Source organism: Prevotella sp. HMSC077E09, from assembly GCF_001814685.1.
Classification (GTDB): domain Bacteria; phylum Bacteroidota; class Bacteroidia; order Bacteroidales; family Bacteroidaceae; genus Prevotella; species Prevotella oris.
This window is the reverse complement of record NZ_KV817572.1, coordinates 86330-110342: the sequence shown is the minus strand read 5'-3', so window position 1 is coordinate 110342 and position 24013 is coordinate 86330. Positions and strand designations below refer to the sequence as shown.

25 protein-coding genes are annotated in these 24013 nt (G+C 42.2%); 3 read left to right on the top strand and 22 right to left on the bottom strand.

Annotation, left to right across the window (positions count from 1 at the left end):
* Positions 1–358 precede the first annotated feature (358 nt).
* The 22 genes from HMPREF2983_RS08430 to HMPREF2983_RS08325 all read right to left on the bottom strand — a co-directional run bounded on the left by HMPREF2983_RS08430 (position 359) and on the right by HMPREF2983_RS08325 (position 20295).
* Complete coding sequence (locus HMPREF2983_RS08430; protein ID WP_070667713.1) at positions 359–754, bottom strand: ApeI family dehydratase; 396 nt, start codon at positions 752–754, stop codon at positions 359–361.
* Positions 738–1217, bottom strand: coding sequence for a hypothetical protein (locus HMPREF2983_RS08425; protein WP_070667712.1), 480 nt, complete (start codon positions 1215–1217; stop codon positions 738–740). Before HMPREF2983_RS08425 ends, HMPREF2983_RS08430 begins: the two co-directional genes overlap by 17 nt.
* The gene (locus HMPREF2983_RS08420; RefSeq protein WP_070667711.1) at positions 1192–1809 is read right to left on the bottom strand and encodes a flexirubin biosynthesis/transport protein LolA2; all 618 of its coding nucleotides are present in this window, start codon (positions 1807–1809) and stop codon (positions 1192–1194) included. Before HMPREF2983_RS08420 ends, HMPREF2983_RS08425 begins: the two co-directional genes overlap by 26 nt.
* A gap of 10 nt (positions 1810–1819) precedes the next feature.
* Positions 1820–2173, bottom strand: coding sequence for an EamA family transporter (locus HMPREF2983_RS08415; RefSeq protein WP_070667710.1), 354 nt, complete (start codon positions 2171–2173; stop codon positions 1820–1822).
* Complete coding sequence (locus HMPREF2983_RS08410) at positions 2161–3939, bottom strand: beta-ketoacyl-[acyl-carrier-protein] synthase family protein (RefSeq protein WP_070667709.1); 1779 nt, start codon at positions 3937–3939, stop codon at positions 2161–2163. The genes HMPREF2983_RS08415 and HMPREF2983_RS08410 overlap by 13 nt, the downstream gene beginning before the upstream one ends.
* Before the next feature lie 33 nt (positions 3940–3972).
* Complete coding sequence (locus tag HMPREF2983_RS08405) at positions 3973–4230, bottom strand: phosphopantetheine-binding protein (RefSeq protein WP_004378538.1); 258 nt, start codon at positions 4228–4230, stop codon at positions 3973–3975.
* 56 nt (positions 4231–4286) lie between these two features.
* Complete coding sequence (locus HMPREF2983_RS08400; RefSeq protein WP_070667733.1) at positions 4287–6017, bottom strand: beta-ketoacyl synthase N-terminal-like domain-containing protein; 1731 nt, start codon at positions 6015–6017, stop codon at positions 4287–4289.
* 23 nt (positions 6018–6040) lie between these two features.
* Positions 6041–6472: an acyl-CoA thioesterase gene (locus HMPREF2983_RS08395; RefSeq protein ID WP_070667708.1), complete on the bottom strand. Its 432-nt coding sequence runs from the start codon at positions 6470–6472 to the stop codon at positions 6041–6043.
* A 37-nt stretch (positions 6473–6509) separates the two neighbouring features.
* On the bottom strand, positions 6510–6974 hold the full coding sequence (locus HMPREF2983_RS08390; RefSeq protein WP_070667707.1) for a hotdog family protein: 465 nt from the start codon (positions 6972–6974) through the stop codon (positions 6510–6512).
* A gap of 16 nt (positions 6975–6990) precedes the next feature.
* A complete protein-coding gene (locus HMPREF2983_RS08385) occupies positions 6991–7830 on the bottom strand; it encodes an LpxL/LpxP family acyltransferase (RefSeq protein WP_070667732.1) in 840 nt (279 codons plus the stop codon).
* Between the two features lie 22 nt (positions 7831–7852).
* A complete protein-coding gene (locus tag HMPREF2983_RS08380; protein WP_070667706.1) occupies positions 7853–8095 on the bottom strand; it encodes an acyl carrier protein in 243 nt (80 codons plus the stop codon).
* A 10-nt stretch (positions 8096–8105) separates the two neighbouring features.
* Positions 8106–9200, bottom strand: coding sequence for a FlxJ family methyltransferase (locus HMPREF2983_RS08375; protein WP_070667705.1), 1095 nt, complete (start codon positions 9198–9200; stop codon positions 8106–8108).
* A gap of 2 nt (positions 9201–9202) precedes the next feature.
* A complete protein-coding gene (locus HMPREF2983_RS08370; RefSeq protein WP_039874623.1) occupies positions 9203–9652 on the bottom strand; it encodes a hypothetical protein in 450 nt (149 codons plus the stop codon).
* A 112-nt stretch (positions 9653–9764) separates the two neighbouring features.
* A complete protein-coding gene (locus HMPREF2983_RS08365; RefSeq protein ID WP_070667704.1) occupies positions 9765–10328 on the bottom strand; it encodes a DUF4410 domain-containing protein in 564 nt (187 codons plus the stop codon).
* A 52-nt stretch (positions 10329–10380) separates the two neighbouring features.
* A complete protein-coding gene (locus HMPREF2983_RS08360; protein WP_070667703.1) occupies positions 10381–11610 on the bottom strand; it encodes a beta-ketoacyl-[acyl-carrier-protein] synthase family protein in 1230 nt (409 codons plus the stop codon).
* A gap of 55 nt (positions 11611–11665) precedes the next feature.
* Entirely contained in the window at positions 11666–12394 is a 729-nt protein-coding gene (fabG, locus tag HMPREF2983_RS08355) for a flexirubin biosynthesis SDR family reductase FlxB (protein ID WP_070667702.1), read from the bottom strand.
* A gap of 262 nt (positions 12395–12656) precedes the next feature.
* Positions 12657–13340: a tRNA (N6-threonylcarbamoyladenosine(37)-N6)-methyltransferase TrmO gene (tsaA, locus tag HMPREF2983_RS08350; protein WP_070667701.1), complete on the bottom strand. Its 684-nt coding sequence runs from the start codon at positions 13338–13340 to the stop codon at positions 12657–12659.
* Positions 13341–13402: 62 nt separating this feature from the next.
* Positions 13403–14080 carry a phosphatase PAP2 family protein gene (locus HMPREF2983_RS08345; RefSeq protein ID WP_039874626.1) on the bottom strand — a complete coding sequence of 226 codons (678 nt, stop codon included), beginning with the start codon at positions 14078–14080 and terminating at the stop codon, positions 13403–13405.
* On the bottom strand, positions 14077–15891 hold the full coding sequence (locus HMPREF2983_RS08340; RefSeq protein WP_083316763.1) for an LTA synthase family protein: 1815 nt from the start codon (positions 15889–15891) through the stop codon (positions 14077–14079). The genes HMPREF2983_RS08345 and HMPREF2983_RS08340 overlap by 4 nt, the downstream gene beginning before the upstream one ends.
* Positions 15892–16440: 549 nt before the next feature.
* Positions 16441–16938, bottom strand: coding sequence for a hypothetical protein (locus HMPREF2983_RS08335; protein WP_070667699.1), 498 nt, complete (start codon positions 16936–16938; stop codon positions 16441–16443).
* A 99-nt stretch (positions 16939–17037) separates the two neighbouring features.
* Positions 17038–19371 carry a tetratricopeptide repeat protein gene (locus HMPREF2983_RS08330; protein WP_070667698.1) on the bottom strand — a complete coding sequence of 778 codons (2334 nt, stop codon included), beginning with the start codon at positions 19369–19371 and terminating at the stop codon, positions 17038–17040.
* Positions 19372–19380: 9 nt separating this feature from the next.
* The gene (locus HMPREF2983_RS08325) at positions 19381–20295 is read right to left on the bottom strand and encodes an ABC transporter substrate-binding protein (RefSeq protein WP_070667697.1); all 915 of its coding nucleotides are present in this window, start codon (positions 20293–20295) and stop codon (positions 19381–19383) included.
* Positions 20296–20409: 114 nt separating this feature from the next.
* Between HMPREF2983_RS08325 and radA the strand changes: the two genes are divergently transcribed.
* From radA to pgk, 3 genes are all read left to right on the top strand, one after another.
* The gene (radA, locus tag HMPREF2983_RS08320; RefSeq protein ID WP_070667696.1) at positions 20410–21792 is read left to right on the top strand and encodes a DNA repair protein RadA; all 1383 of its coding nucleotides are present in this window, start codon (positions 20410–20412) and stop codon (positions 21790–21792) included.
* Between the two features lie 17 nt (positions 21793–21809).
* Positions 21810–22463, top strand: a complete 654-nt coding sequence (gene queC, locus HMPREF2983_RS08315; RefSeq protein ID WP_070667695.1) for a 7-cyano-7-deazaguanine synthase QueC — start codon at positions 21810–21812, stop codon at positions 22461–22463.
* A gap of 177 nt (positions 22464–22640) precedes the next feature.
* Positions 22641–23891 (top strand): phosphoglycerate kinase, encoded by a 1251-nt coding sequence (gene pgk / locus HMPREF2983_RS08310; protein ID WP_004378557.1) that lies wholly within the window; start codon positions 22641–22643, stop codon positions 23889–23891.
* Positions 23892–24013: the final 122 nt, after the last annotated feature.

Here is a 24013-nt window from a genome sequence, read left to right as displayed (position 1 = left end):
ACTCCCCGAAAACCTGTTTTTCAGATTTTTCGAGTTTCGGGACTCCCCGAAAGCTTATTTTTTCAGATTCTGAGGCTTCGGGGCTCCCCGACAGCTCATTTTTCAAGAAAACAACTCGTCGGGACATCCCGAAACATTGTTTTTCTGAATTTCAACCTTTCGGGATGCCCCGAAGCCCCATTTTTCCGTTTTCCGAGATTTCCCAATGCCGAGACGAGACGATGATACCATTTTTTAATACTTGGTGAAATGCAAGCCCCCACAGAGTAAAAGTGTTTGTATTGCTTATAGACAAACGGATTGCAGACATCCAATCTATTTTTACCGGACAGCAATAGTTCTTTTATATCCACATTCGTCATACGCATTGCATCACTAAAGAAATCTTAGCCATCGTTTTGTGCTCAGAAAGTACTACCACCTGCGCTTCAATCTTCATTTTATCCTCTGAAAATTCCATTTTCTTAACTTGATAAACAAGCTGTTTCGTTTCATTTGGAGAAATCACAGAAAGAAATTTCACATTCTTCACCTTGATAATTTCCAACGTCTGAGGCTTTGATGTTTGTTCTGCCAACAATTCTTCAATAAGTTCTTTGCCAATCTGAACAATACAAACACCAGGAGTGATAGGTTCACCTGGGAAATGAGCCTGATAGATAAAACAAGAAGGAATGAGTTGAATTGTATAATCAACGACACCGCTTTCGTCTTCCTTACCAATTATCTTATAGATATTATTCTTCAGTTGCATTCGCGTTTTCCTCCGTTACTTTAGGTTTATCACTGTCATGCATCAATGAGAACACATACTTAATATGGTATTTCCCATCTTCATATGTTGAAATTCCTTTCAGTAAGTTTTCTATCACACACTGCAAATCTTTTTTGAGCACGCGGCGGATATACCACTTGTCAAGCATCTTTATAACTTGCACCAACTTTACTTTCTTTGCAGAAGGGTGATATGTAAACTCTAATGCTGTAATTCCAAACTCATTAAATATCACACCACGATACACGTCAGTTTCCCTTACCACCACAGATATACCACTGAGATATCCCTTTGACATCTCTATGGTAGTAGAATATTTCATCTTACAACCTATACTATCCCGTAAAGGTTGCTGATCTGACGCAACAAACTCCTGTGCCCTCACTACCATAGAAGATAGAGAGAGTAGGAGAATACTAATTGATAGTAAAAACCTTTGCATTAATTGGACTGTTAACTTTTACGTTTTTCATCTCAATAACAGTATGGTCACCACGTTTCTCAACAAGTTCAACCTTTGCAACCATAGCTCGCTGTCTGTTAAAATGAAGGATTATCTTCTGAAACATCTGTTGCATCTGTTTTTGTTGTGGAAAAAGTGTTGCAATGTATTCTGTCGGTGTTGCAGAAAGGCTTACCTTAAAATCTTTCTTATCATTCAAGCATTTGCCTACGACGCTATTCATCATGATGCGCGCAATCTCCTTGAAAAACTTGCTTTGCTCTACATTAATGACATCATTACGTTTACCTTTGCTAATAAGAACCTTTGAACCATTCAATATAAAGGTGTATAAATAAGGAGAAGTATATTCCCAACGAAGTTTATCACTTTGTTGGTAATACATTTTGCCTCGTGACACCATTTTATCATTAAGCATGCGGAGTGTCTTCGTCTGCACAAAATCACATTGCATTGTCTTCATATTTGCAGCAGCGTTCTCTATCTGCTGCCTGACAGTAGTCTCATTAAAACTTTGTGCATTGGCATTAGCTATACACAAAACCATAAAAAATAACAATAACTTTTTCATTTTACATCTTTTACTTGGCTATTAAACAGCAACCTAAAATAATAAGGCTTACTCCCACCCACTTCATCATTGATACAGACTCATGGAAAAAGAGTATTGCAGCTATAAGCCCAAACACATAACTCAAACTAATCATCGGATAAGCTACACTCAATGGATAATGCTTCACTATATACATCCAAAGGATAGAACTCACCCCGAAAAACAAACCACTACATGCAAATTGCCAGTTAAGCAGTAAGCTAAACCAAAACGCTCGTGTCCAACCAAAGGGAAGCATCTTCTGAAGTGCAAACTTCAAGAACACCTGTCCTCCTGCCAAAAGTGAACTTTGGATGATTGCTAATATGATTACTCTCCACATGACAAAACCATTGCAATTGAATGTATGGCAGGCTCTGCTGCAAGTCCGATACGCTTTAATAAAGAATTAAAAAGAGGTGTACTCTCATCATGACAACCAACAAGAACGGTTTTCACCTTCCCACTCTGTAAGAGTAATTCAGCATCACGCATTGCCCATTTCAAAGATTGCATCCCTTGAGTATATGTAGCATTATAACCATGACAATGGGTCTTAATAGCAATATTACTTCCTATCGTATTATGAGTACTTTGCATGAAACAGGTGGGTTTCAGCATAACTTCTCCCTCTTCTTTTAACTGCTCTAACAGCCGTTCACTATTCTCCAAGCACCCATACGTCGTACCAGTAATAATAGCATCTGGCTTTTCAATACCAGCTTGAGCCAATGCCTCTAAAGATGCAAGAAGCGAGCCCTTCATGATTTTTCCCAAGCGGCGAGCTTCCAAAGGCTTAACATATTTGCGAATATTTTCAAGCTCTGCCTCTGAGGTTATTTCTACATGAGAGAGAACTTTAATCTCTTTTTCGCAGCCTTCTCGTTCAGGAGTTGCCTCAACAGGATGTGCTGAAATCACCAAAGAGGTATCATTGCCTCCAAAACCAAACGAATTACAGAGTATATGTTCTAAGTGGATATTCTCTACTCCGAGTGTAGGAGTAATGCCATTTGCCATCTGACAGCTCCAACCCAAGTTAGCTGGAACAAAATTATGTTGCATAGCTAAGATACAAATAACGGTCTCTATACTGCCAGATGCACTTGTTGTATGACCGGTAAATGACTTTGTGCTGGACACCAACGGCATATTCTCACCGAAAACTCTCTGTAATGCGACGCTCTCACTCTCATCATTATTAGGCGTTCCTGTGCCATGTGCGTTTACATATTGGATATCTTTGGGAGTCAAATGCGTCATTTCTAAGGCTAACTCCATTGAAAGTACCGCGCCTTCTCCGTCATTTGACGAGGCCGTTTGATGGAAAGCATCGCAGGCATTCCCATACCCTGTTAAATAAGCATGTGGAACCACTCCTCTATGAGTAGCCATCTCCTGAGACTCTAAAACTACAAAAGCTGCTCCTTCGCCTAAATTCAGTCCCTCTCGTGTATCATCAAACGGACGACAACGATGATGATCGAGTATCATCAAAGAATTAAAGCCATTGAGATGAAAACGAGTTAAAGCTTCAGTTCCTCCTGCAACAACAATATCAGCAGCCCCTGCTTTCAGGAGTCGCGCACCAAACATTATGGCATTGGCAGCCGATGAGCATGCAGTTGACAGCGTTGTTACCTCAGTAAAGATTCCAAAGTAATCAGCCATAAAGTTTGTACAGCTTCCACTGTCATGATGCTTTAAGAATTCTAAATCTGCTTTATCGAGATCATCAAAACAAAGTTCTGTAAGATCCATACCTCCTACTGTTGTACCAGAGATGAGGACAATACGTAAAGGAGAACCATTCTTTTTCCTTTCTAAGATGTCAGCAATCTTAATATCAGCATCCTCTAAGGCCTGTTGTATGGCAATGATACCCATCAGAGCTGTACGGCTCATCATCTGAGACACAGGAATACCAAGTATTCCTTTCATCTGTTCATTTGACAAACCAACTTCTCCAACAGGCAATTCATGATGAGTTGATTGAAGAAACTTCATTTCTCCTATCCCACTCCGCTTCTCAAGCAATGATTGCAGCACCTCTTGCTTGTTCAGACCAATTGCAGAGATAATGCCTTCTCCTGTGATTGCTATCTTCATCTTATTCGTTCACACTTTAATAAAGAAAAGATATTATTTCTTTCTGTTCTTGCTCACAAAGTCAGCAATAGTTGCAATGCTCGTAAAGATCTTCTTTCCTTCTGCTGGATTAGCCAATTTAATACCATATTTCTTCTCCATAAGGACAATTAATTCTAATGCATCAATTGAATCCAAGCCCAAGCCATCACCGAAGAGAGCTTCATTCTCATCAATATCTTCCGGTGTCATCTCTTCGAGATTTAATACCTTGATAATCTCTTCCTTTAGTTCTTTAATTAACTCTTCCATTATAACTATTATTTTATGCAATATTATTTTTTAATCTTATTTCAGTCTTAAACATTTTATTTATAAGCAATATATAAATCTGCTTCAAAATGTTCACTATCTTCATAATCAAGCCAACCCGTCAATACAGAAGTGGTCTGTTCGTCCATAAAAGTTGTTTCTATAATATCTTGCATCAAGAGCTCATTCTTATGAGGCAGAATATAAAAAGAGGTTTCTCCATGATAACCATTACGGATAGCAATCTCACCTGTAACAATATTTGGTAATGTATAAACAAAAACAGAAGGACTGGGAAAATAATTATCTTTCTCTACTATTGAAGCCAAATATTTCTTATCAGAAGCTATTGATGACGAACGATTGAAAAAAACTATTGCTCTCGTTTTGTTTGTATCTTCAGTAAATGAGCCTTCATCCCTTTCTGCTTTTAACAATAATTCTGAAGCAACAAAACCTAAACGGCAAAGCCCATCCATTTTATAATATTTTGGATAGTTACCTATTATCTGCTTATAAAGCGCAGTAAGTAGACTACTCTGTTTTCCTTCTTTATCAATTGCAAATACTTTACCATCAAGCCATATACCTTGCGGAGTAATATGCACCTGATGCCCCTTTTTTACACAAGATGAAATAGAAGTAGACATACTACCACTTGTATCGCAATCACTAAAACCTTGGGGGCCTACTCTAACAGACCGCGCATAGAGCGTTGCATTACAACCACCAAACCCCGATAGTTGCTTGATAAAAGATGTCTTTATTGTGGAATGATGTTTCGATGAAAGTTGAATTCTACCAGACACCCCTACTTCTTCATAACCTCGTGTACCAAGAACAGTGTGGTCATCAACAGCTTTCATACAAAGAATGGTTTCCATTATACCAGCTGCACCTAACGTATGGCCTACATAACCTTTCAATGCATTGACTGGGATATCCTGTAATTCTGCCCGATGAATGGCAATAGCCTCCATCTGGTCATTGAACAATGTAGCCGTACCGTGTGCATTGATAAAAGCAATATTCCTTTTATCAATTCCATTCATTGTTTCCAGTAATGCTTCATACAACCCCTCTGCTGTCTTTGACGGAGAACTGATATGATATGCATCATTCTTGATGTAGCCATGACCTATCTGCCATACTTGCTTTCTGCAACCATTATTGACCGACTTTGTTGTAATCTCACGCCCCAAAACAACGGTTGCTGCAGCTTCACCTAAATTAAGTCCTTGCCGCTCAATATCAAATGGCTGGCAAGAAAAAGCAGACATAGCATTCAATGACTGAAAACCTGAAATAATAAAACGACCAGGACAATCTGCTCCGCAAACGACCGCATAATCATATTTTTTAGAGACCAATAGACGCGAAGCTAAAATCATTGCTGCCAACCCTGATATACATGCATTACACACGACAATAGGACTCAACTGTATACCTAATCGTGTAGCAATGCGTTGCGCAATATTACCAAGATAAAGTTTATCGTCATCTGTCTGACCTAATTTCTCTATTGATCCTTTCGTAGAACTCAGAATAAAAACAGTGCGCGTACTACTTATATTTATTCCAGAAGCATCTATTGCTTTTTGTGCAGATCGAAAAGCAAGCTCTTCAAAGTCTGAAGATAATAAAGATGCAACAAAACCATTAGGTATACCTGCAGTCATAGGAGCATAAGCATGGATAGCAGACTTCCCCTCTTTCACAGCCTGATAATTCTCCTCTGATGTCTCGCCCAATGGAGAAATGACATTATCTGCTAACACGGAAACCATTACGTTTTGTTTCATTTTAGCTCTCATTTCCTTGCCTCCACTTGTTTCCAACGCTCCTTCCACTGCTGATAGAAAGGAGGATTATCCCAAACTAATTGATAGTTAAGATCCATAAAGACTTGTACAGAATGGCCTGTTGCTATCAAGCTATCATCTTCCGTATCATGTATCTCATAATCAAAAACTATTTTTGCCGCCTCCGTTGGACGATAGATAATATCTATACGTGGTGTCATACCATATTTTATAGGCTTCTTGTAATGAAAAGTGAGTTCTACCAAAGGAGCAAAATATCCATTATCGAAAAAGCTCATATATTCCAATCCGTATTTCTTTCCAAAGGCTTCACGTGCATCTTCAAAATAAAGTGGATAAGAACCATGCCATACTACATTCATGGAATCAACCTCACTAAACCGGATTGCAAACTCTTTCGATACCCTTAATTCTATCATCTTAATGCTGGATATTTTACAACTTTATTCAACTTTTCTATTCATTATGTTCTTTTATGGCTATTTTCATCTCTGATGTCACCAACACCTTGTCACCACACACAATCGTAGCTTCTGCCAAGGTCATGCCAAAAACCTCTTCCTTCACTTCAACTCGAGTTGTTATTACATCGCCGACAATAGGTAATGCCGTCACTTCAAAATTACGCACCCCTCCAATAAACCCTAACTGAATGCCTTTCTTTAAGATAAACTTATTGACATATCCAATACGGGCAGCACAAGTTTGAGCAATATTCTCCATTAAACCAGAAGCTGAGAAGCGATTCCCATCCACAAAGATATTATCACGTTGAACTTTTGTCTCTGTAACTGTTAATGTCTTGTCGAAATACACCAATGAGCCAATCATGACAAAAGGCTCCTGCTGTGGCAAGAGTTCATGTACATCTATTGCACGGAGATTACTCTCAGACGGGTTTTCTACATCAAATTTAATCATAGCGTTTATGCTTCACCTATGACCAAAAGTCATAGAAATTAAACCATTGTGAAGGATATCGGCGAACAATTCTTTCAAGTTCAGCCACATAACTATCTGATAGTTGTTGCATCTGTTCCTTTCGCGGAGCATCCTTATCGTATGACAGTGTTGTAGCAACCACTTTATAGCGCTTTGAAGCAACTTTCACCACATTGACTGCCAAGACATCCAAACCTTTCATCGTCGCAACGGAAAGCGGACCAACAGGAAATCGTGCTGGTGCACCTAAAAAACAAGATGTTACAGCTTTCGTTGAACCAACAATACGGTCTGCGGGCATGCTAACAATCTCATTATTACCAATGGCTTCATTCACTAAAAAGAGATGACTCATATCTTCTTTTACAGGAATCATGCGGATATTATGCTGTTCCAGAACCTCCTGACGTCCTTCCATGACAGCAACTTTCTCTCCCCCAAACACTAAAGCATTGAAACGTTTGAGTTTTGAAGTCAAAGAATAGCCTGCAACTTCATAACACCCCACATGAGAACTAAAGACTAAAAAGCCTTTTTCCTGCGCTTCTAAACGTAGAAACTGATCATATCCTTCTATCTCTACCTTGAAATGTTTGCCTGCAAAGACAGCAAAACGATCAACGACTATCTGACTGAACAGACAATGATTGATGTATGTATTCCATGCAGCACGCAACCTTCCATATCCTAATCGATGATGAAAATAACGATAAGCATGTGTTCGGCTATGGTTGGTATTCAACAGTAGACACAATGGCATTACGAATAGTGAAGTAAACACATAAAGTAATCGTACATCTATCCATTGCAAAGACCAAATTAATGATCTATGCATCCAACCTGTGCCAAAAGTTGTATTAGCCAACCTTACTCTCAATATAATCGCAGAACTGTGACAAAGTAACGATACCCTGCATTTCTTCTGGCTTAATCTTAAAGCCAAAATTCTTCTCTACGATAACTACTATATCCACAAAGTCGAGGCTATCAATACCTAAATCGTCCTTCAACTTTGCTTCTGGGGCAATATTTTCTTCCTCAATTTCCAAATCCTCAATGAGGAAGTTTCTTACTTTCTCTTCAATTTCTTTTCTTTCCATTACTATTAATTTATTTTAATTTTACTTCTAATATCGTATGTCCCTGGCCTATACTATCATGAGTGGCAACAACTTTCAGTCCTGCACGGTCAATTTGCTTAATCATATCATCAGAGTGATACATCTTGCTGTTCCCATTTGCCATGACCGTAAAGTAAACACTCGTCATAGTAAGACAAAGAGATGCTGGTTCATACTTCTGTCGATCCCAGAATGTTTCCATGATATACAGCGTCGTGCCTACATTCATCACCTTTGCTGCACGGGAGAGAATACTATAAATTTCCTCTTCTGAGAAGCAATCCAAGAACTGGCTCATCCAAATTGCATCCCAAGTTCCTTGTGGTAAGCCAGAGTGTTTATCAAGAATATCCGTTGGGAATCCACAGATACGGTCTGCTCCTTCTTTCCCCTCTATATTCTTCTGCATCATACCAATCTGACCTGGAAGATCCACTATCGTGACATTTACTTTAGGATCATATTCCACACAACGCAACGCAAAACGCCCTGTGTTTCCACCAATATCCATTAGGCTTTTCGGTTTCTTACTGAAGACTATATCTAATGCTTCGTCAAAGGAATGATCACTATAAAAATGGTCAAAGCCAAACCAACTGTCTTGCACCTGCTTATCAAGCTTTGACAGACCTTCATAAATAGTCGGCCAATCGCCAAGAGTCTTCAGACCTGCAGGTTTCCCCTCGTTAAGTGCTTCCTCAAGATAGAACATACCACGATAGTTTACATCATGGTTGAAATCCATATTGACGCGAGTGGCAGGATCATTGAGCAGAAACCACCCTGTCTTGGATATCGTATAGCGGTCTGTATCTTTATTTATCAATACCGTACCAGCACTCAACGATGCTTCCAACAATATTTTCAAAGCATACTCTGAAAGAGCTGTCTGCTTTTTCAATTCCTTCAAAGTCAAGCCCTCTATACTGTCACGCAATGCCTCCAGTATCCCCCACTTAACCATAAGACGAGATACCTGAAAGATAACAGGTCCCCAAGCTATATACTCGGCAAGACGTTGTGCTTCCCGAGCAGATAGCTGTTCTTGAGTATACCTGTCACTTTCTGATTGAAAAAGGTTCATTGTTATTTCTTTGATTTTGCCAATTCTGACTTGAGTATCTCTCCAAACTTCTTTCCTGTATTCTCTGCACCATCCTTTATCAAGTTGAGTTTGGTTCCCCAAACACCACCTTTTGCACGAACACCGGTAATCTTAGCAATCACCTGCTTATTAGAACCAAGGACTACAATGTCACAATCATAATTGCCTTTCTGATTAATCTCATTTACGATTGCTTTTACTGTATATTTTTCTTTAGGGAAATTACCCAAGAGCAATTTTCCCTTTAACTTTCGGTTTGCATAATCAGTAAAAATGGCAACAACTGTAGGTTTATCGGTTTCCCAGTCTGCCTCATACTTGCTAAAGTCGTTTTCTGTCATTCCATGGATAGAAAGAAACTCTATCTGGAAATTCGCTTTTCCCACATTATTCAATAAAGCAAGAGAACCTTGCTCAAGCTTCTGTGCCATAATTGATAGTGAAAACACCAGACAACATAAGACAATTATGTACCTTTTCATACTGTCGAGATTTCAATTAATTTCTTTTCTATCTTCTTTTTACTCAAAAAAGACCTTGTGCTTACTTAGCTTTCTTAATCAGCTTGACAACCTGTTCTGCCAATTCCCGATAAGTTTCTACACGACGCTTCTCATTGCCATAGCCTGCACCGGCAACACCGTCTACATCAATGACAGCGAATGGTTCCTTAACGCTTTTTTCATAGAAATTCATCAAGGCATTCATATGCGCATCACCAGCACCAAAACCTATCATAACAGAAACGCCTGTACTACCGTAATGGAAGTCTTTCACCTCAATGACAACTGTGTACTCTGCTTCACTTTTCTTATCAGTAATGGTTACACTCTTGGTTTTTTCATTGAAACGATCCATAAAATTCTTTTCAGCACGCTGAAGTTCCGCTTTATAATCCCGCTCCCAATCTGCTCCTTTTTCTTTCAAGAACTCCTTCACATTCTTGCCTTCCAAAGTTGCATGCGTATAATCCCAAACCACATAAACCTTGGCTTTAGAGGCCTTAAGCTTGGAAAGTGAACCACTCTGCAATGTCACATCAGCCTTTGCAAACATACTTACTACGCAGAACATCACAAAAGAAAGAAGCAATACTATTCTTTTCATAATACAAGAATTATTAGTTAATACTTTATTTTAAAAATACTTTTCTCAATTTCTACCCTTTGAATTTCTTCAAAACCAAAGCTGAATTCGTTCCACCAAAACCGAAACTGTTACTCAACACCGTGTTTACTTCAGTCTCTACGGTTGCCGTAGCAAGGTTCATCTTCTCAGAATACTCATCGGGATTTTCAAAGTTAATATTCGGAGCAACGAAATTATTCTGCATCATCAGAATACTATATACAGCTTCAGAAGCACCAGCCATCCAGCATTCATGTCCTGTCATACTCTTGGTTGAAGAGATAAGGGCATGCTTACCTTCAAACATTCGATTAAGGGCCATAGCCTCATACATGTCACCTTGATGAGTACTTGTAGCATGTGCATTGATGTAATCAACTTCATCGGCTTCCACATCCGACATCTCCAACGCACGTGTCATGGCTATAACACTGCCGTCATCTGAAGGTTGACTGATGCCACCTCCATTGCTTGAGAAACCGTAACCGACAACTTCGGCAAGGATGTTTGCACCACGTGCCTTTGCATGCTCATAGTCTTCCAACACCAATGAAGCAGCACCACCACTCGGTATCAAGCCGTCACGGTCTCTATCAAACGGTCTACTCGCCTTGGTGGGTTCATTCATTCGAATAGAGAAAGCCCCTAAAGCATCGAATGAAGCCATGGAATAATAATTCGTTTCCTGGGCACCACCACACAGCACCATGTCCTGCAAGCCTTGCTTTATCAACATAAAGCCCAATCCTATGGAATGACTACCGCTGGCGCAAGCTGCACTGATTGTGAAATTCACACCACGCAAATGAAAGATTGTGCTGAGGTTCATATTCACCGTAGAATTCATCGACTGGAAGATAAGCCCATAGCCCAACATTGCTGAGTCATGCTTCTCATCCATAATCTTTGAAGCTTCGATAACTGGTTGAGCAGAAGAATCATTGCCAAAGATACAGCCTACTTCATGCTCACGGAGATATTCATCAGAGACATTTGCATGGGCAAAGGCCTGCAAACTTGACATATAAGCATATCTTGCTTCCTGAGGCATACCGGCACGAGTGTGGCGATCGAGCATCTTTTTCGTAATAACAGGTTCCTCAACAATACCTGTCAAAGCCGAACGATAGCCATATTCCAAACGTTCCGGCTGTATGCCGATACCCGATTTTCCTTCGTATAGTGATTGTTTTACGGTTTCTATATCTGTGCCGAGACATGACCAAATTCCCATGCCCGTTACAACAACTCTTCTTTCCATTCCTTTATATATTGTATCTTGATCCGATAAAATGGTTTTTCATCATAAAATAGAATTACGTGTAAAGTCCACCGTTCACACTGATAACCTCACCCGTTATATATGCAGCTTCATCAGAAGCAAGGAAACCCACAACGGCAGCAACCTCTTCCGGCTTACCAAAACGGCCGACAGGAACAAGTTTTTTCAGCTCGTCTTCCGGCAATTCCTTAGTCATATCTGTCTGTATAAAACCAGGCGCAACAGCATTAACCGTGATCTTACGCGGTGCAACTTCCTGCGCCAAAGCCTTTGTTGCCCCTATCAATGCAGCCTTGGCAGCACTGTAATTCACCTGCCCGGGCATTCCTTTCAATCCCGATAGCGAAGCCATATTGATGATTCTTCCACCGTGTTTGCGGGGCATCATGTGCTTCAGAAGCCTGCGGGTGATATAAAAGAAGCCATTCATATTTGTGTCAAGCACGCTATGCCAGTCGTCATCCGACATCATAAACATCACGTTGTCCCGACGAATACCGGCGTTGTTCACCAAAACCGAAATGAATTCTTCAGGATGCGCCGCCTCCCATTGGTCTATGGCAGCTTCAATAGCTTTTGGATCCGAAACATCAAAAGGCAGAAGTTCAGCCCGCCCTCCGTGAGCTTCTATTTCTTGTTTCACTTCCTGAGCGCATGCTGTATTTGATTGGTAGTTAATAATAACAGAGTAGTTCTTTGCCAAATGTAAAGCAACTGCACGGCCTATTCCCCGTGAGGCTCCTGTTATTAACGCATATTTCATATTAATTGGAGTAAATAATTAGTCAAATCAGTTTAACGGAACGTAGTAACCGTTATTATCTTGCAAAGATATAAAATATTTTTTAAAATATGGATAAGCGAAAGAAAAAAGAAGAACCTCTACACCTATTTTATTATTTAGAGGAACGTATTGAGATAGCCTTTTGAATTTTACTACATTACTTTTTATCATAGGACAGCAATTCACTTTCACTTAATACCATTGGAAAACATCAAGGTTGCAATAACCAAACAACAGTATTTCACACGGCTAAGACTGTCAACACATTGCCTCTTACTCGGAAATGAACGTCTATCCCTGCGAAAGGCATTCCATAAATCTTGTCCGGATCATCTTGATATTGGGGGCGCGGATCTTCTGCCAAGATGCTTTTGAGTTCATCAATACGTGCTACATCAAAACCATGCGACAAGAGGAAATCCTGTGCTTTGCTACCAATGACCACGTCTAACCGCTTCCATTGGTGACTATCTACAAAGCCACTGCGTGCATCAACATGAGCATCAGCATAAGTGATATAAGGCTTGATATCGTAAATCGGGGTGGCATCCATGAGATCTGCACCCAAAACATGGATTATCGGGCCACGACTTGTCTCCCATTCTATCGTTTCTATCTTGACCGAAGAGAGGCCAAGACCATTGGGACGAAACGGACTCCTACTCGCAAACACGCCCACTTTCTCATTGCCTCCCAAGCGTGGCGGACGCACCATCAGACTGTTGGCATGATGCCTGTTGCCACTGAATTCCCAGATAAGCCATAGATAATCAAACGCCTCTAATCCGCGCAAGGCATCTGGATTGCGGTAGGCTGGAAGAAAAACTATCTCGCCTTTCAATGCCCCCACAATACCACTCTGCTTCGGAATGCCAAACTTGGAATTGAAAGGAGAATGAAAAACTGCTACAGGTTCAATATTCATAGGCTGAAACTAACGTTTAAAAACAAATCCGAACTGTTGATATCTGACTATCTTCCCTACCGTCATACACGATAAAATATAGAAGAAACCATGATAACTAAAAAGGTTGCAACTCCTATCCACACTGGCCAATAAATGAATTTCACTTTTTGAAGTCGAGTGTCTCCACTCACTTTTCTGAACACATAGAAAACAGTAGAAGCTCCTGCCAAAGCCAACAGCCCCCCAATCAAAAGGTCGCCAAAGTAATGAACGCCTAAATACATTCGGCTGTAACATACCAACAATGCCCATAGGAAGAAGAAAAACGTCAGCTTATAGCGCCTGAACAGGAAGGTGATAAAGAATGCCAAGCCCCATGTGTTGCTTGCATGATTGGACGGAAAACCATAAGCTCCTCCCCGATAACCATCCACAATATGCACCATACTCGACATAGGATTATCCAAATTACTTGGTCGAAGTCGACACACCCACGGCCGAATAACCTGCGCAGTGAAGCTATCCGTGAACAAGATAACAACTCCTATGGCCAGAAGAATAGCGAAAACCACCTTGTAGGAATAATTCTTCAGGAGCACAAAAAACAGAGAAACATACATGGGAACCCATATCAGCTTTCCACTGACCAACCACATCACACTGTCGAAATAGGCATTATGATGACTGTTCACTGTCAGAAACACCATGGTATCCATGGCTTTCAGCATAGAAAGTAAATCAGTCAGTTCGGTCATCATCGGCGGGCTATATCATTATAGAGTTCCTGAAGATACGCCTTCCCCTGTTTTTCCATGGCCGAGCGCCCGCGTTTTCCACGATAAAGTACCGTCTTTCCGGCAACATTATCATAAATCATCTGTTGCTCTTCGGTTGCCATTCCCCATAAATCAGGGTAAGTAAAGAAGGCAAAATGAGGCGCCCGACTGTCAAGCATGTCCTTACTGAAGATGAAAGAGGCATGAGATATCCCCAACTGCCCCAACAAAGTGGCAGCCAAATCGTGTTGAGAGCCATAGCTTTCTACGACATAAGGAGCCTTCACTACACCGCCTAACCAAATCATTGGAATTTGATAACGTTCCACTTTGAATTCACTTATATCCGCAGGATAACAGCCCAAATGGTCGGGTATCAGGATAATCAACGAGCGTTTCCAGCGCCCGCTGCGCTTCAGATAGTCAACAAAACGCCCCACACAAGCATCAGTATAGGCAAAAGCATTCAGCACTTTATCCTGCAAGTGGTGGTAAGGCACATCGAAAGGTTCATGCGAACTGCTCGTCTGTATGATGCGCATCATCGGCTTTCCAGGCTTTTCCTTCAGGTCGTTCTGCACCTTTTCAAACAGCAGATGATCGGGTACTCCCCATTTGCTCCGACGGTCTTCATGTGGAAAATCCTCATCAGACACATGGTCGGTGATGCCCATTCCCGTCAGATAACCACGCAGATTAGTGAAGTCAATGTCCCCACCGTAGTAGTATTTCAGCCCATATCCGCTCTTGTTCAGCATGCCTGCAATTGACGGGAGATGATTGGTTTTTCGGGTTAACTTCATCAAACTTGTCGTCGGTTGGGCAGGATAGCCACTCAATATTGCCAGTGTGCCACGGTCTGTACGGAAACTATTGGCATAGAAATGATTGAAGAAAACGCCTTCCTTGGCTAATCTGTTCATATTCGGGACAGCATTTGTCTTCATCAGCTCACGCGAGAAACTTTCCAGAATGACAATATACACGTCGGGATGCTTCGTGGTTATCAACTGCATGACGCTGTCACTCTTCGTGTAAAGCATTGGACCAACTACCTCTGCTGCTTCTTTTTCGCTCATAAAACGGTATTGAGAAGCAAAATCAACCTGCTTGGAGAAGCTCTCTATCAAACTGAAAACGGGGTTCACCGCAGCATGGTTCAACCGCATGTCCTTACTGAAATAAGCCTCACCGACATTCATTGTTGATACCTTTATACCCCCACGAATAGGGATAAACAACAGGCCTAACAGAACAACCTGCAAAAAAGTGCTCCAGACGCGATGATGATTTAGCGCTGAAAGTGAATTCAATTTCTTCTCCATTCGCTGCATCAACAGATAGATGCCCACGGCAAGAAGCAAGACAACGAGCACGCCCCCGATGACTATCCACATGCTGACACTGGCCAAAGCACTGGCCGGAGAGGAGAAGAAATAATATATCGGTGTGGAGTCAAGTGGGAAGCCCCAATAGCCGTAAAGCACAAGATTGAGGCCAAATGTCATGGAGAAAATCAGTGCAGCCACGGCTGTATAGCCTTTATAAAACCACTTTGTGATGCGTCCCCGACACCAAATTTCTGTCAATATCAATATGCCGGGAAAGGCCGAGAAATAGCCGGCCACAGAGAAATCAAGGGGTAAACCATGCACCATCACTTGCCAAAAGTCAGCCAAACTGCTTTGCTTGAACAACGCATGGTGGTACAACATAAAGCACGGTTTCTGTAAAACGAACAACAGTGCCCATAATATGTAGACTGCAAAAAATCTTAAACTATTTAGAAGCATCACCTTTCAGACAACAATATTCCATAAGTTTGATGTGCAAAGATACATAAAATGACAAACATAACACGTTGCGGACAGCTTTTTTATATAGATTAACATTGCCGTTTCCCCATTCTGCAGAAGAGCTGAACAGACACAACCGAAACGCTGTCTGAACAAGGAGGAAATCGCCACGCTATTCACATTGTTTTTCAACATGCTGCAAACATGCTTTTCACTTGCGTCAGATGAGCGTGTAACTTGACGCAGATCAGCCCGCATTCTGACGCTAATCACACGCTCATCTGACGCAAGTCAGAAACACACTTCCAATCTGTTGTCATTCAACGAATTACAAAGCCATTTCCAATGGTTTTGAAAAGAGAAGGCAAGTCTCGTCAAAACAGATAACCATTAAGGATAAAACAAGTTGAAACCTCACAGAAAAACAGGAGAAAAGAATGCTGGCTGACTCCAAAGAACTATACGTTATCAAACTTAAATGCACAACAGGCTCCCTGTTTCATACGCTTTATTGAGAATTGCTTACCAAAGAACTATTCTTCCATTCTACCAGAAATGCGCTGTCAAATAATGCAGGAAGAGATATACCATGCACATGATTATGAGGAAAGCTATGGTCTTCAGCCAGATTTTCCGATTATCTTCGTGGGCTGGCATCTCGTCATCAGCCAAGCGATAAACACTTTCTACATGCAGCATTTCCTTACCAAATGTGACAATAAACACAAGATTTTGAATAAGAATATAGTGCACATCACCACTCCTGTAATCTTTCTTTTCGGCCTTAAATACCGGCTTATAGCCATAATATTCTATGCCATAAGGATTGTTGTCAATCAATAAATCATTGTCACACAGTATCCTATAGAAGTTTTCTTCAGACAGATGAGCTTTCAACACAATAAGCGGTTGCACCGAACTGCTATCTATGGCAATCGTATACCGCTTTCCTTCAAAGTTGAAGTAGGCATGCGAAGTGCTCCTGTTTCCCTTATTATCCCTTACAATAGGCAGGCTATGATAAAAGTCGGTGAGTCTTTTCATGTATGAATACGATGGATTGAAATTACTTTTTACAGAGATTTCTTACTGAAAAATCAAGTGGAAAGCACGATAAAAAACGATAACAAGGAAAGCGAATGCCTACACATCACGAGGTTTCACCATGTCTTCCATCAGCATTCTGTCAATCGCCGTGATGCCATTATCCATCAACAACTGACGGTCTTGCACGAAAACAGAGGAGATTTTCTCGTCAGAATGACGTGAAACCCAGCTCTTGAAGAGAATCACAGCCTCATTGTTTTTGTTCTGTAACCATTTGCTGTAACCTGCATTCACATAATCTTCATCGATAACCTCCTGCGTGGAAAGAATAGCATCATAATAGCGTTCGGCCTGCATGGGCTTACATTGCAACAACAATATCCAGGCTATCGTACGCTTCACCGACACATTCTCGTCCTCCATATCGAGGGGATAGAGCAGCTTAAGCGCATCGTCCAACTGCCCCATGTTCATTAAAGCCAATGACTGATACCAAAGGAAACGCTTGTCATCTTTCATGGTATAGAGATACTGATAGGCCCGGTTAGCCTCATCAAACCTACCGTAGCGCAATGCTGAAGCAGCGTAACTGCGCAGTTCTTTCTCGTTGGCATTATCCAATTTCAGAAGCTTGTCGGATAGTGTGGGCAGGCCTGTTTCATCGTCAAACTCCAGACGTTCCACCCCTACTCCGCTTTCTTCATGGCGTAACAGGCCGACAACAATCACCGCACGACTTGCGGCAAAAGCCTTCTTTTCTTCGTGGAAATGATTGAAAAGCGTGTATTGCAGACGGTAATAGCGCAACAGGCGTTCACTGTCTGAAACCAACATCTGGTGTATCTCGGTCTCCGACAAAGGATAACGAGCATACAACTGACGCAGGAATTTCCATTCTTTCCGTTTCACGGCAAAGGCCATCAACGCGATGATTTCCTTGTGGAAAGCTGAGAAAGAAAGGTCTCTATGCAGGAAGAACTGGTCATTTTGCTCTGCAGAACAATCGTTCCAAAAGGGATTTCTGAATTCTTCACGATAAGCATTCAGTTCGAAAAACCGATAAAGGTCTTGCAGATATTGCAAGCGCTTATAGGCAGGTTTGTCCGCATCTTCATAGCTTGGACGCAACATCATGCCATCGGCCGAATTCATCATCTCACGCACATTGGCAGGCAACTGGGCGTAGACAGACTTGATTGCAAAGCCAAAGGAATATTTATCAGAATTGCAGAAAGGACTCCCGTTGAGCATGATATCAACGATTTTAGCGTTGCCCAATTGGTTTAACACCGCTTCCATGTCAGGGTTCTGCTTGGAGAAAGGCACAAACCAATTGCTGACCGACGAGAAGAAAGGAAAGCGTTTCATCTGTGAAAAACCGCCGAAATAGATGTCGGCACCTTGCTTCTGCATTTCCATCATGCGGTTTATACTCTCTTCTGCACGCTCCATTTCCTGCTCTGCCTTGTCGGGATGCAGAATATCCTCTAAGGTATCTTCCTCTTTTTCCTCTATTCCAAAGCGGTTGAAATGCAGCTGTTGCCCTTTCATCAGCGTGGGAATGATGTCTTTCTGCATCTTTTCATTGTCGCGTCGCGCGTTGCTGCAAAAGAATATCTGGCATTGCAGTGCATACAAGTCGCGACGCAAAGCGTCAGCATCCGGGGCCTCAACCGTAGTTCTCAGTAACTGTTCGGATGCTTCGAAAAGCTGCATTCCATCAGAAGAAGCCAACAACACCCACCCCACGAATGCACGTTGGCGCAGTTCTTCATCGGCTTCGGTCTGTTGCCACACCTCTAACAAGAGTTTGAAACGCAACGGATCAAAACCGTTCATGCCACTGAGTGTCACGGCAGAAAGCAATGTCTGGCTATCAAAGGTGTCAACCATCGGACTGCAAAACAACTTCAACAAGGCATCATAGACAGCCTCGTTCCAATAGTAGGAAACCACAATGGCATCGAAAACAGAGGATAGATAGTGTTGGTGCTGACGGCGGAGATAATGCTCTTTCTCCTTACGTATGCCCTCGGGCTCCAAAGAAAGCATCGCCAAATCCTGCACATACCCCTCAAGTTGCAGCCTTACCTCTTCACTGCTCAAATCAATTCTGCGTGCACTTAACTCTGCCAGACCATGATAGCCCCCTTTGATAACAGCCAAACGAAGCCGCACATCAAAAGCCACCGCATAGAGCTGCTGCAACATGGAATGATAAAGTTGTGGGCGCATAGGGTCTTGATAGCCACGCAACATATAGTCTTTCATGAGCTGATAGCTTGACATGATGTCATCAAGACGGGCATCAAACTGCGGTATTCCCTTTTCATTGAGGAATTGCCGAAGTGTCTTCAATGCCAAAGGCAGGTTCTGCTGTTCGAGAAGCTGTGACCAGACAGGCTGTAGTTCAGGTGAGGTTGGGTGCATGATGAGGGATTATTCGAAAGATTTTGCTGCACGGATATCACTCGGTTTCGGTGCAGTGATGTGTTGGAAACGCAATTTCGGTAATGCTGTAATGGTCTTGTCGTCGGCCTTGCAATACTTCCTCAACAAATCAGCATAATGCTGTAGGCCGTTCTGATTGATAGAATCGCAAGCTGCATTGTAAGCCTTGACAAACGCATTCAACTGCATTTTGCGCCGTTTATCAGCCACTCCAGCATGTCGCAAGGCCAATACACCGAGCGAAAGCCTGAAATCTCGGCTGTCGCGTAACATCGGATTATCGAGTATTCGGGCTTTTGTGGCCTGAGGTTCCGTGAGCCAAAGGGCATCAATCTCATTGTTGAGCAGCATGTCAAGACGTATAAAGACATTATTGAATTGTACCCGATAGACCCGTGCCCGCGTCTTGACAGTATCAAGGGTGAGGTCGGTCAGATAATCGGTTGCCGAGAAACGCGTCATGGCTATCATCTTATCACCAAGTTGATTGAGATGTTTTAAACGGGCTTTCCGATTGGAATAAAGTTGCCAATAGGCATTGGTAGCCGTGAGATAATCAAGCTGTAGGCCGCGTTTCTTCATGCGTTCGGTACGCACAAGGTCGCTGATTGAACCCTCTACGCGCCTGTTCAGCAGAGCGGTGTCACAGTCCATTTGTGCCGTAAAGAACTTCAAACGCAAATCCAATTGCGCTGTATCATAAAGCTGATGGTCTTTCATCAAATACAAAGGAAGACAATCAAGCGTGGGCATCACAGCTATTTTCAAAGCCAAGGAGTCTTCACGAAAGAGACGATAGCGCTCTGCACGTGACATTCTTCTTTGCTCTTCGTAAGACCGTCCACAGGCAACAACGAGCAAAAACAAGGCGAAAAGAAGTACTTTATAATTCGGAAATCTCATTATTCAACCGCATTTTCTATCCGTTTCTAAACCATGCAAAAGTAACAAATAATTTTGTAACTATAGAATTTATTACTACTTTTGTAGGGTTATCAGATAAAATCAAACCAAGAAATGGCCAAAGATAAAATTGCATATGTATGTAGTAACTGTGGACAAGAGTCTGCCAAATGGATTGGGAAATGTCCAAGTTGCGGCCAATGGAACACTTTTAAGGAGATACGTATTGCCAATGACACGGGGTCTATGGCTGCAAAAAATGCAGCACATGCCGTCAGAAGCAGCATAACGAATAAGAACAAGCCTCTCTTCCTGCATGAGATATCGGCCAAAGATGAGCCTCGAATTGACATGTACGATGACGAATTGAACCGTGTTCTCGGTGGTGGATTAGTGCCGGGAAGCATTGTTCTATTAGGCGGTGAGCCTGGAATTGGCAAGAGTACGCTTACTCTTCAGACCATTCTTCACATGAACGAACGCCGCATCCTCTATGTAAGCGGTGAAGAAAGTGCCCACCAAATCAAGATGAGAGCAGAGCGTATCGGGGGCAACAGTGAGGTAATGATACTCTGTGAAACTTCACTTGAAAGCATCTTTGATAATATAAAAGAGGTAAAACCCGAATTAGTTGTCATCGATTCCATACAGACCATTTCCACTTCGGACGTTGAAAGTTCTCCCGGAAGCATTACTCAAGTGCGCGAATGTGCTGCTGCCTTGCTGCGTTTTGCAAAGACAAGTGGTATTCCCGTCATTCTAATTGGGCACATTAATAAGGAAGGAACGCTGGCAGGGCCAAAGATATTGGAACATATTGTCGATACCGTTATCCAATTTGAAGGTGACCAACACTACATGTATCGTATTCTTCGGTCTATCAAGAACCGTTTTGGAAGCACTTCGGAACTTGGTATCTATGAAATGCAACAGAATGGATTGCGTCAGGTTTCCAATCCTTCAGAACTGTTGTTAAGCCAAGATCATGAAGGACTTTCAGGTGTAGCCATCTCTTCTGCCATAGAAGGAGTGCGTCCTTTCTTGGTTGAAACACAAGCCTTGGTGTCTTCAGCGGCCTATGGAACTCCGCAGCGTTCGGCCACAGGATTTGACCAACGGCGCCTCAACATGCTGCTTGCCGTACTTGAAAAACGCGTGGGGTTCAAGCTCATGCAAAAGGATGTTTTCATCAATATTGCAGGAGGACTGCGCGTCACCGACCTTGCCATGGACCTCAGTGTGATAGCAGCAGTGTTGTCAAGCAATGTTGATACGGCTATTGAAGCAGGCTGGTGTATGGCGGGAGAAGTAGGACTAAGCGGCGAAGTGCGCCCAGTCAACCGTATAGAACAGCGCATTGCAGAGGCCGAGAAGTTAGGTTTTGCCCACATGATTATACCGGCTCATAACCTCAAAGGTTTCGACAAACGCAAATACAAGATAGAACTCCACCCTGTAAAAAAGGTAGAAGAGGCCTTGAGAACACTATTCGGATAATATAAAAACAAATAGAAATGAAAGATTCTGTAATCATTGTCAGTGGCGGTATGGACAGCATCACGCTGCTTTATGACAAGAAAGACGAGATAGCGCTCGGCATCAGTTTCGACTACGGCAGTAATCATAACGCCAAAGAGATACCACTTGCCGAGATGCATTGCAGGCGGTTAGGCATCAAACACATCACGATTAATCTTGATTTCATGCACCGATATTTCAAAAGTTCACTGCTTGAAGGTGCTGAAGCCATTCCCGAAGGACACTATGCCGATGACAACATGAAGTCAACAGTAGTTCCTTTCCGCAACGGTATCATGCTTTCTATCGCCATTGGCATTGCAGAAAGCAACAATCTTAAAAAGGTTTTAATAGCCAATCACAGCGGAGATCACACTATTTATCCTGACTGTCGCCCCGAATTCATCAAGGCCATAGATGCTGCGGCCTATGCCGGCACCTTTGTCAATACCCATGTTGAAGCCCCTTATACCAATATCACAAAAGGCGATATCGCCCGTATCGGCAAGAAGCTTGGCCTCGACTATACCGAAACATGGAGCTGCTACAAAGGTGGTGACAAGCATTGTGGCAAATGTGGGACATGTGTCGAACGCAAAGAAGCCTTGGCAGAAGCAGGTATTAAAGATGCAACGGAGTACGAAGAATAGTCTTCTCCTGCGCTAAAGTCCTTTGAACAAAAGAAATTGTCAACTGCATATAGCAGTTCAGGCATATCATGTACGAAAATCTCTTAATTCTTCATGAATGATTTTCTGTTGTGCATGGAAAAGTGTATCTTTGTAGAAAGAAAGATAAACAATATTAACTTAAAACATAAAGACAAAATGACAATCGAACAATTCAACTTTGCCGGCAAGAAGGCAATCGTTCGTGTGGACTTCAATGTCCCTTTGGATGAGAAAGGTAACGTAACAGATGACACCCGCATCCGTGGTGCCCTTCCTACTTTGAAGAAGGTTTTAGCCGACGGTGGCGCACTCATCATGATGAGTCACATGGGGAAACCTAAAGGCAAAGTAAAGCCGGAACTCTCACTCTCTCAGATTGTAAAGAACGTTTCTGACGCATTAGGTGTAGACGTTAAATTTGCCAAAGACTGTGCCAATGCTGATGCAGAAGTTGCAGCACTGAAGCCGGGTGAAGCTCTGTTGTTAGAGAATCTACGCTTCTATCCTGAAGAGGAAGGCAAGCCAGTTGGCGTAGAAAAGGGCACTCCTGAATATGATGAAGCCAAGAAAGAAATGAAAGTTCGTCAGAAAGAATTTGCCAAGAAGTTGGCTTCTTACGCTGACTGCTACGTGATGGATGCTTTCGGTACGGCTCACCGCAAGCACGCTTCAACTGCTGTTATCGCTGATTTCTTTGATAAAGATCACAAGATGTTGGGCTACTTGATGGAGAAAGAAGTAAAGGCTGTTGATGCTGTTCTCAATAATATTAAGCGTCCTTTCACTGCCATCATGGGTGGTTCTAAGGTTTCTACCAAGATTGGTATCATCGAAAACTTGCTTGGCAAAGTCGACAATCTCATTCTATGTGGTGGCATGACCTATACATTTGCCAAGGCACAAGGTGGCAAGATTGGCAAGAGTATCTGTGAAGATGACAAACTTGATGTTGCTTTAGACGTCATCAAGAAAGCCAAGGAAAACAATGTAAAGTTAGTTCTTGGTACGGATTCTATTATTGCAGACGACTTCAAGAACGATGCCAACCAGAAAGTTTGCCCATCCAATGACATTCCAGATGGCTGGGAAGGCATGGACGCAGGCCCTGAAACACGCAAGGCTTTCGCGGATGCTATCAAGGGTTCTAAGACCATTTTATGGAATGGCCCGGCCGGAGTATTCGAGTTTGATAACTTCACTGGTGGTTCAAAGGCTATTGCTGAAGCTGTTGCAGCAGCAACCAAAGAGGGTGCATTCTCTTTGATTGGTGGCGGCGACTCCGTTGCTTGTGTCAATAAGTTTGGCTTGGCCGACCAGGTTTCGTATATTTCTACCGGTGGCGGTGCCCTGCTTGAAGCTATCGAAGGCAAGGTTCTTCCTGGTGTAGCAGCTATTGAAGGCGAATAATCCTGAACCGAAAACGAAATCATTATCAGAGGGTTTGGAACCACTTTTCAGTTGTTTTCAGCCCTTAGAAATACGCAAAAAGAACTATATCAACACTCAAGAACAGCGTTAGGTATAGTTCT

What these genes read in the sequence shown, in the direction of transcription:
- HMPREF2983_RS08430 (WP_070667713.1), bottom strand. Translation starts at nt 754, where the DNA reads ATGCAACTGAAGAATAATATCTATAAGATAATTGGTAAGGAAGACGAA.
- HMPREF2983_RS08425 (WP_070667712.1), bottom strand. Translation starts at nt 1,217, where the DNA reads ATGCAAAGGTTTTTACTATCAATTAGTATTCTCCTACTCTCTCTATCT.
- HMPREF2983_RS08420 (WP_070667711.1), bottom strand. Translation starts at nt 1,809, where the DNA reads ATGAAAAAGTTATTGTTATTTTTTATGGTTTTGTGTATAGCTAATGCC.
- HMPREF2983_RS08415 (WP_070667710.1), bottom strand. Translation starts at nt 2,173, where the DNA reads ATGTGGAGAGTAATCATATTAGCAATCATCCAAAGTTCACTTTTGGCA.
- HMPREF2983_RS08410 (WP_070667709.1), bottom strand. Translation starts at nt 3,939, where the DNA reads ATGAAGATAGCAATCACAGGAGAAGGCATTATCTCTGCAATTGGTCTG.
- HMPREF2983_RS08405 (WP_004378538.1), bottom strand. Translation starts at nt 4,230, where the DNA reads ATGGAAGAGTTAATTAAAGAACTAAAGGAAGAGATTATCAAGGTATTA.
- HMPREF2983_RS08400 (WP_070667733.1), bottom strand. Translation starts at nt 6,017, where the DNA reads ATGGTTTCCGTGTTAGCAGATAATGTCATTTCTCCATTGGGCGAGACA.
- HMPREF2983_RS08395 (WP_070667708.1), bottom strand. Translation starts at nt 6,472, where the DNA reads ATGATAGAATTAAGGGTATCGAAAGAGTTTGCAATCCGGTTTAGTGAG.
- HMPREF2983_RS08390 (WP_070667707.1), bottom strand. Translation starts at nt 6,974, where the DNA reads ATGATTAAATTTGATGTAGAAAACCCGTCTGAGAGTAATCTCCGTGCA.
- HMPREF2983_RS08385 (WP_070667732.1), bottom strand. Translation starts at nt 7,830, where the DNA reads ATGCATAGATCATTAATTTGGTCTTTGCAATGGATAGATGTACGATTA.
- HMPREF2983_RS08380 (WP_070667706.1), bottom strand. Translation starts at nt 8,095, where the DNA reads ATGGAAAGAAAAGAAATTGAAGAGAAAGTAAGAAACTTCCTCATTGAG.
- HMPREF2983_RS08375 (WP_070667705.1), bottom strand. Translation starts at nt 9,200, where the DNA reads ATGAACCTTTTTCAATCAGAAAGTGACAGGTATACTCAAGAACAGCTA.
- HMPREF2983_RS08370 (WP_039874623.1), bottom strand. Translation starts at nt 9,652, where the DNA reads ATGGCACAGAAGCTTGAGCAAGGTTCTCTTGCTTTATTGAATAATGTG.
- HMPREF2983_RS08365 (WP_070667704.1), bottom strand. Translation starts at nt 10,328, where the DNA reads ATGAAAAGAATAGTATTGCTTCTTTCTTTTGTGATGTTCTGCGTAGTA.
- HMPREF2983_RS08360 (WP_070667703.1), bottom strand. Translation starts at nt 11,610, where the DNA reads ATGGAAAGAAGAGTTGTTGTAACGGGCATGGGAATTTGGTCATGTCTC.
- fabG (WP_070667702.1), bottom strand. Translation starts at nt 12,394, where the DNA reads ATGAAATATGCGTTAATAACAGGAGCCTCACGGGGAATAGGCCGTGCA.
- tsaA (WP_070667701.1), bottom strand. Translation starts at nt 13,340, where the DNA reads ATGAATATTGAACCTGTAGCAGTTTTTCATTCTCCTTTCAATTCCAAG.
- HMPREF2983_RS08345 (WP_039874626.1), bottom strand. Translation starts at nt 14,080, where the DNA reads ATGATGACCGAACTGACTGATTTACTTTCTATGCTGAAAGCCATGGAT.
- HMPREF2983_RS08340 (WP_083316763.1), bottom strand. Translation starts at nt 15,891, where the DNA reads ATGCTTCTAAATAGTTTAAGATTTTTTGCAGTCTACATATTATGGGCA.
- HMPREF2983_RS08335 (WP_070667699.1), bottom strand. Translation starts at nt 16,938, where the DNA reads ATGAAAAGACTCACCGACTTTTATCATAGCCTGCCTATTGTAAGGGAT.
- HMPREF2983_RS08330 (WP_070667698.1), bottom strand. Translation starts at nt 19,371, where the DNA reads ATGCACCCAACCTCACCTGAACTACAGCCTGTCTGGTCACAGCTTCTC.
- HMPREF2983_RS08325 (WP_070667697.1), bottom strand. Translation starts at nt 20,295, where the DNA reads ATGAGATTTCCGAATTATAAAGTACTTCTTTTCGCCTTGTTTTTGCTC.
- radA (WP_070667696.1), top strand. Translation starts at nt 20,410, where the DNA reads ATGGCCAAAGATAAAATTGCATATGTATGTAGTAACTGTGGACAAGAG.
- queC (WP_070667695.1), top strand. Translation starts at nt 21,810, where the DNA reads ATGAAAGATTCTGTAATCATTGTCAGTGGCGGTATGGACAGCATCACG.
- pgk (WP_004378557.1), top strand. Translation starts at nt 22,641, where the DNA reads ATGACAATCGAACAATTCAACTTTGCCGGCAAGAAGGCAATCGTTCGT.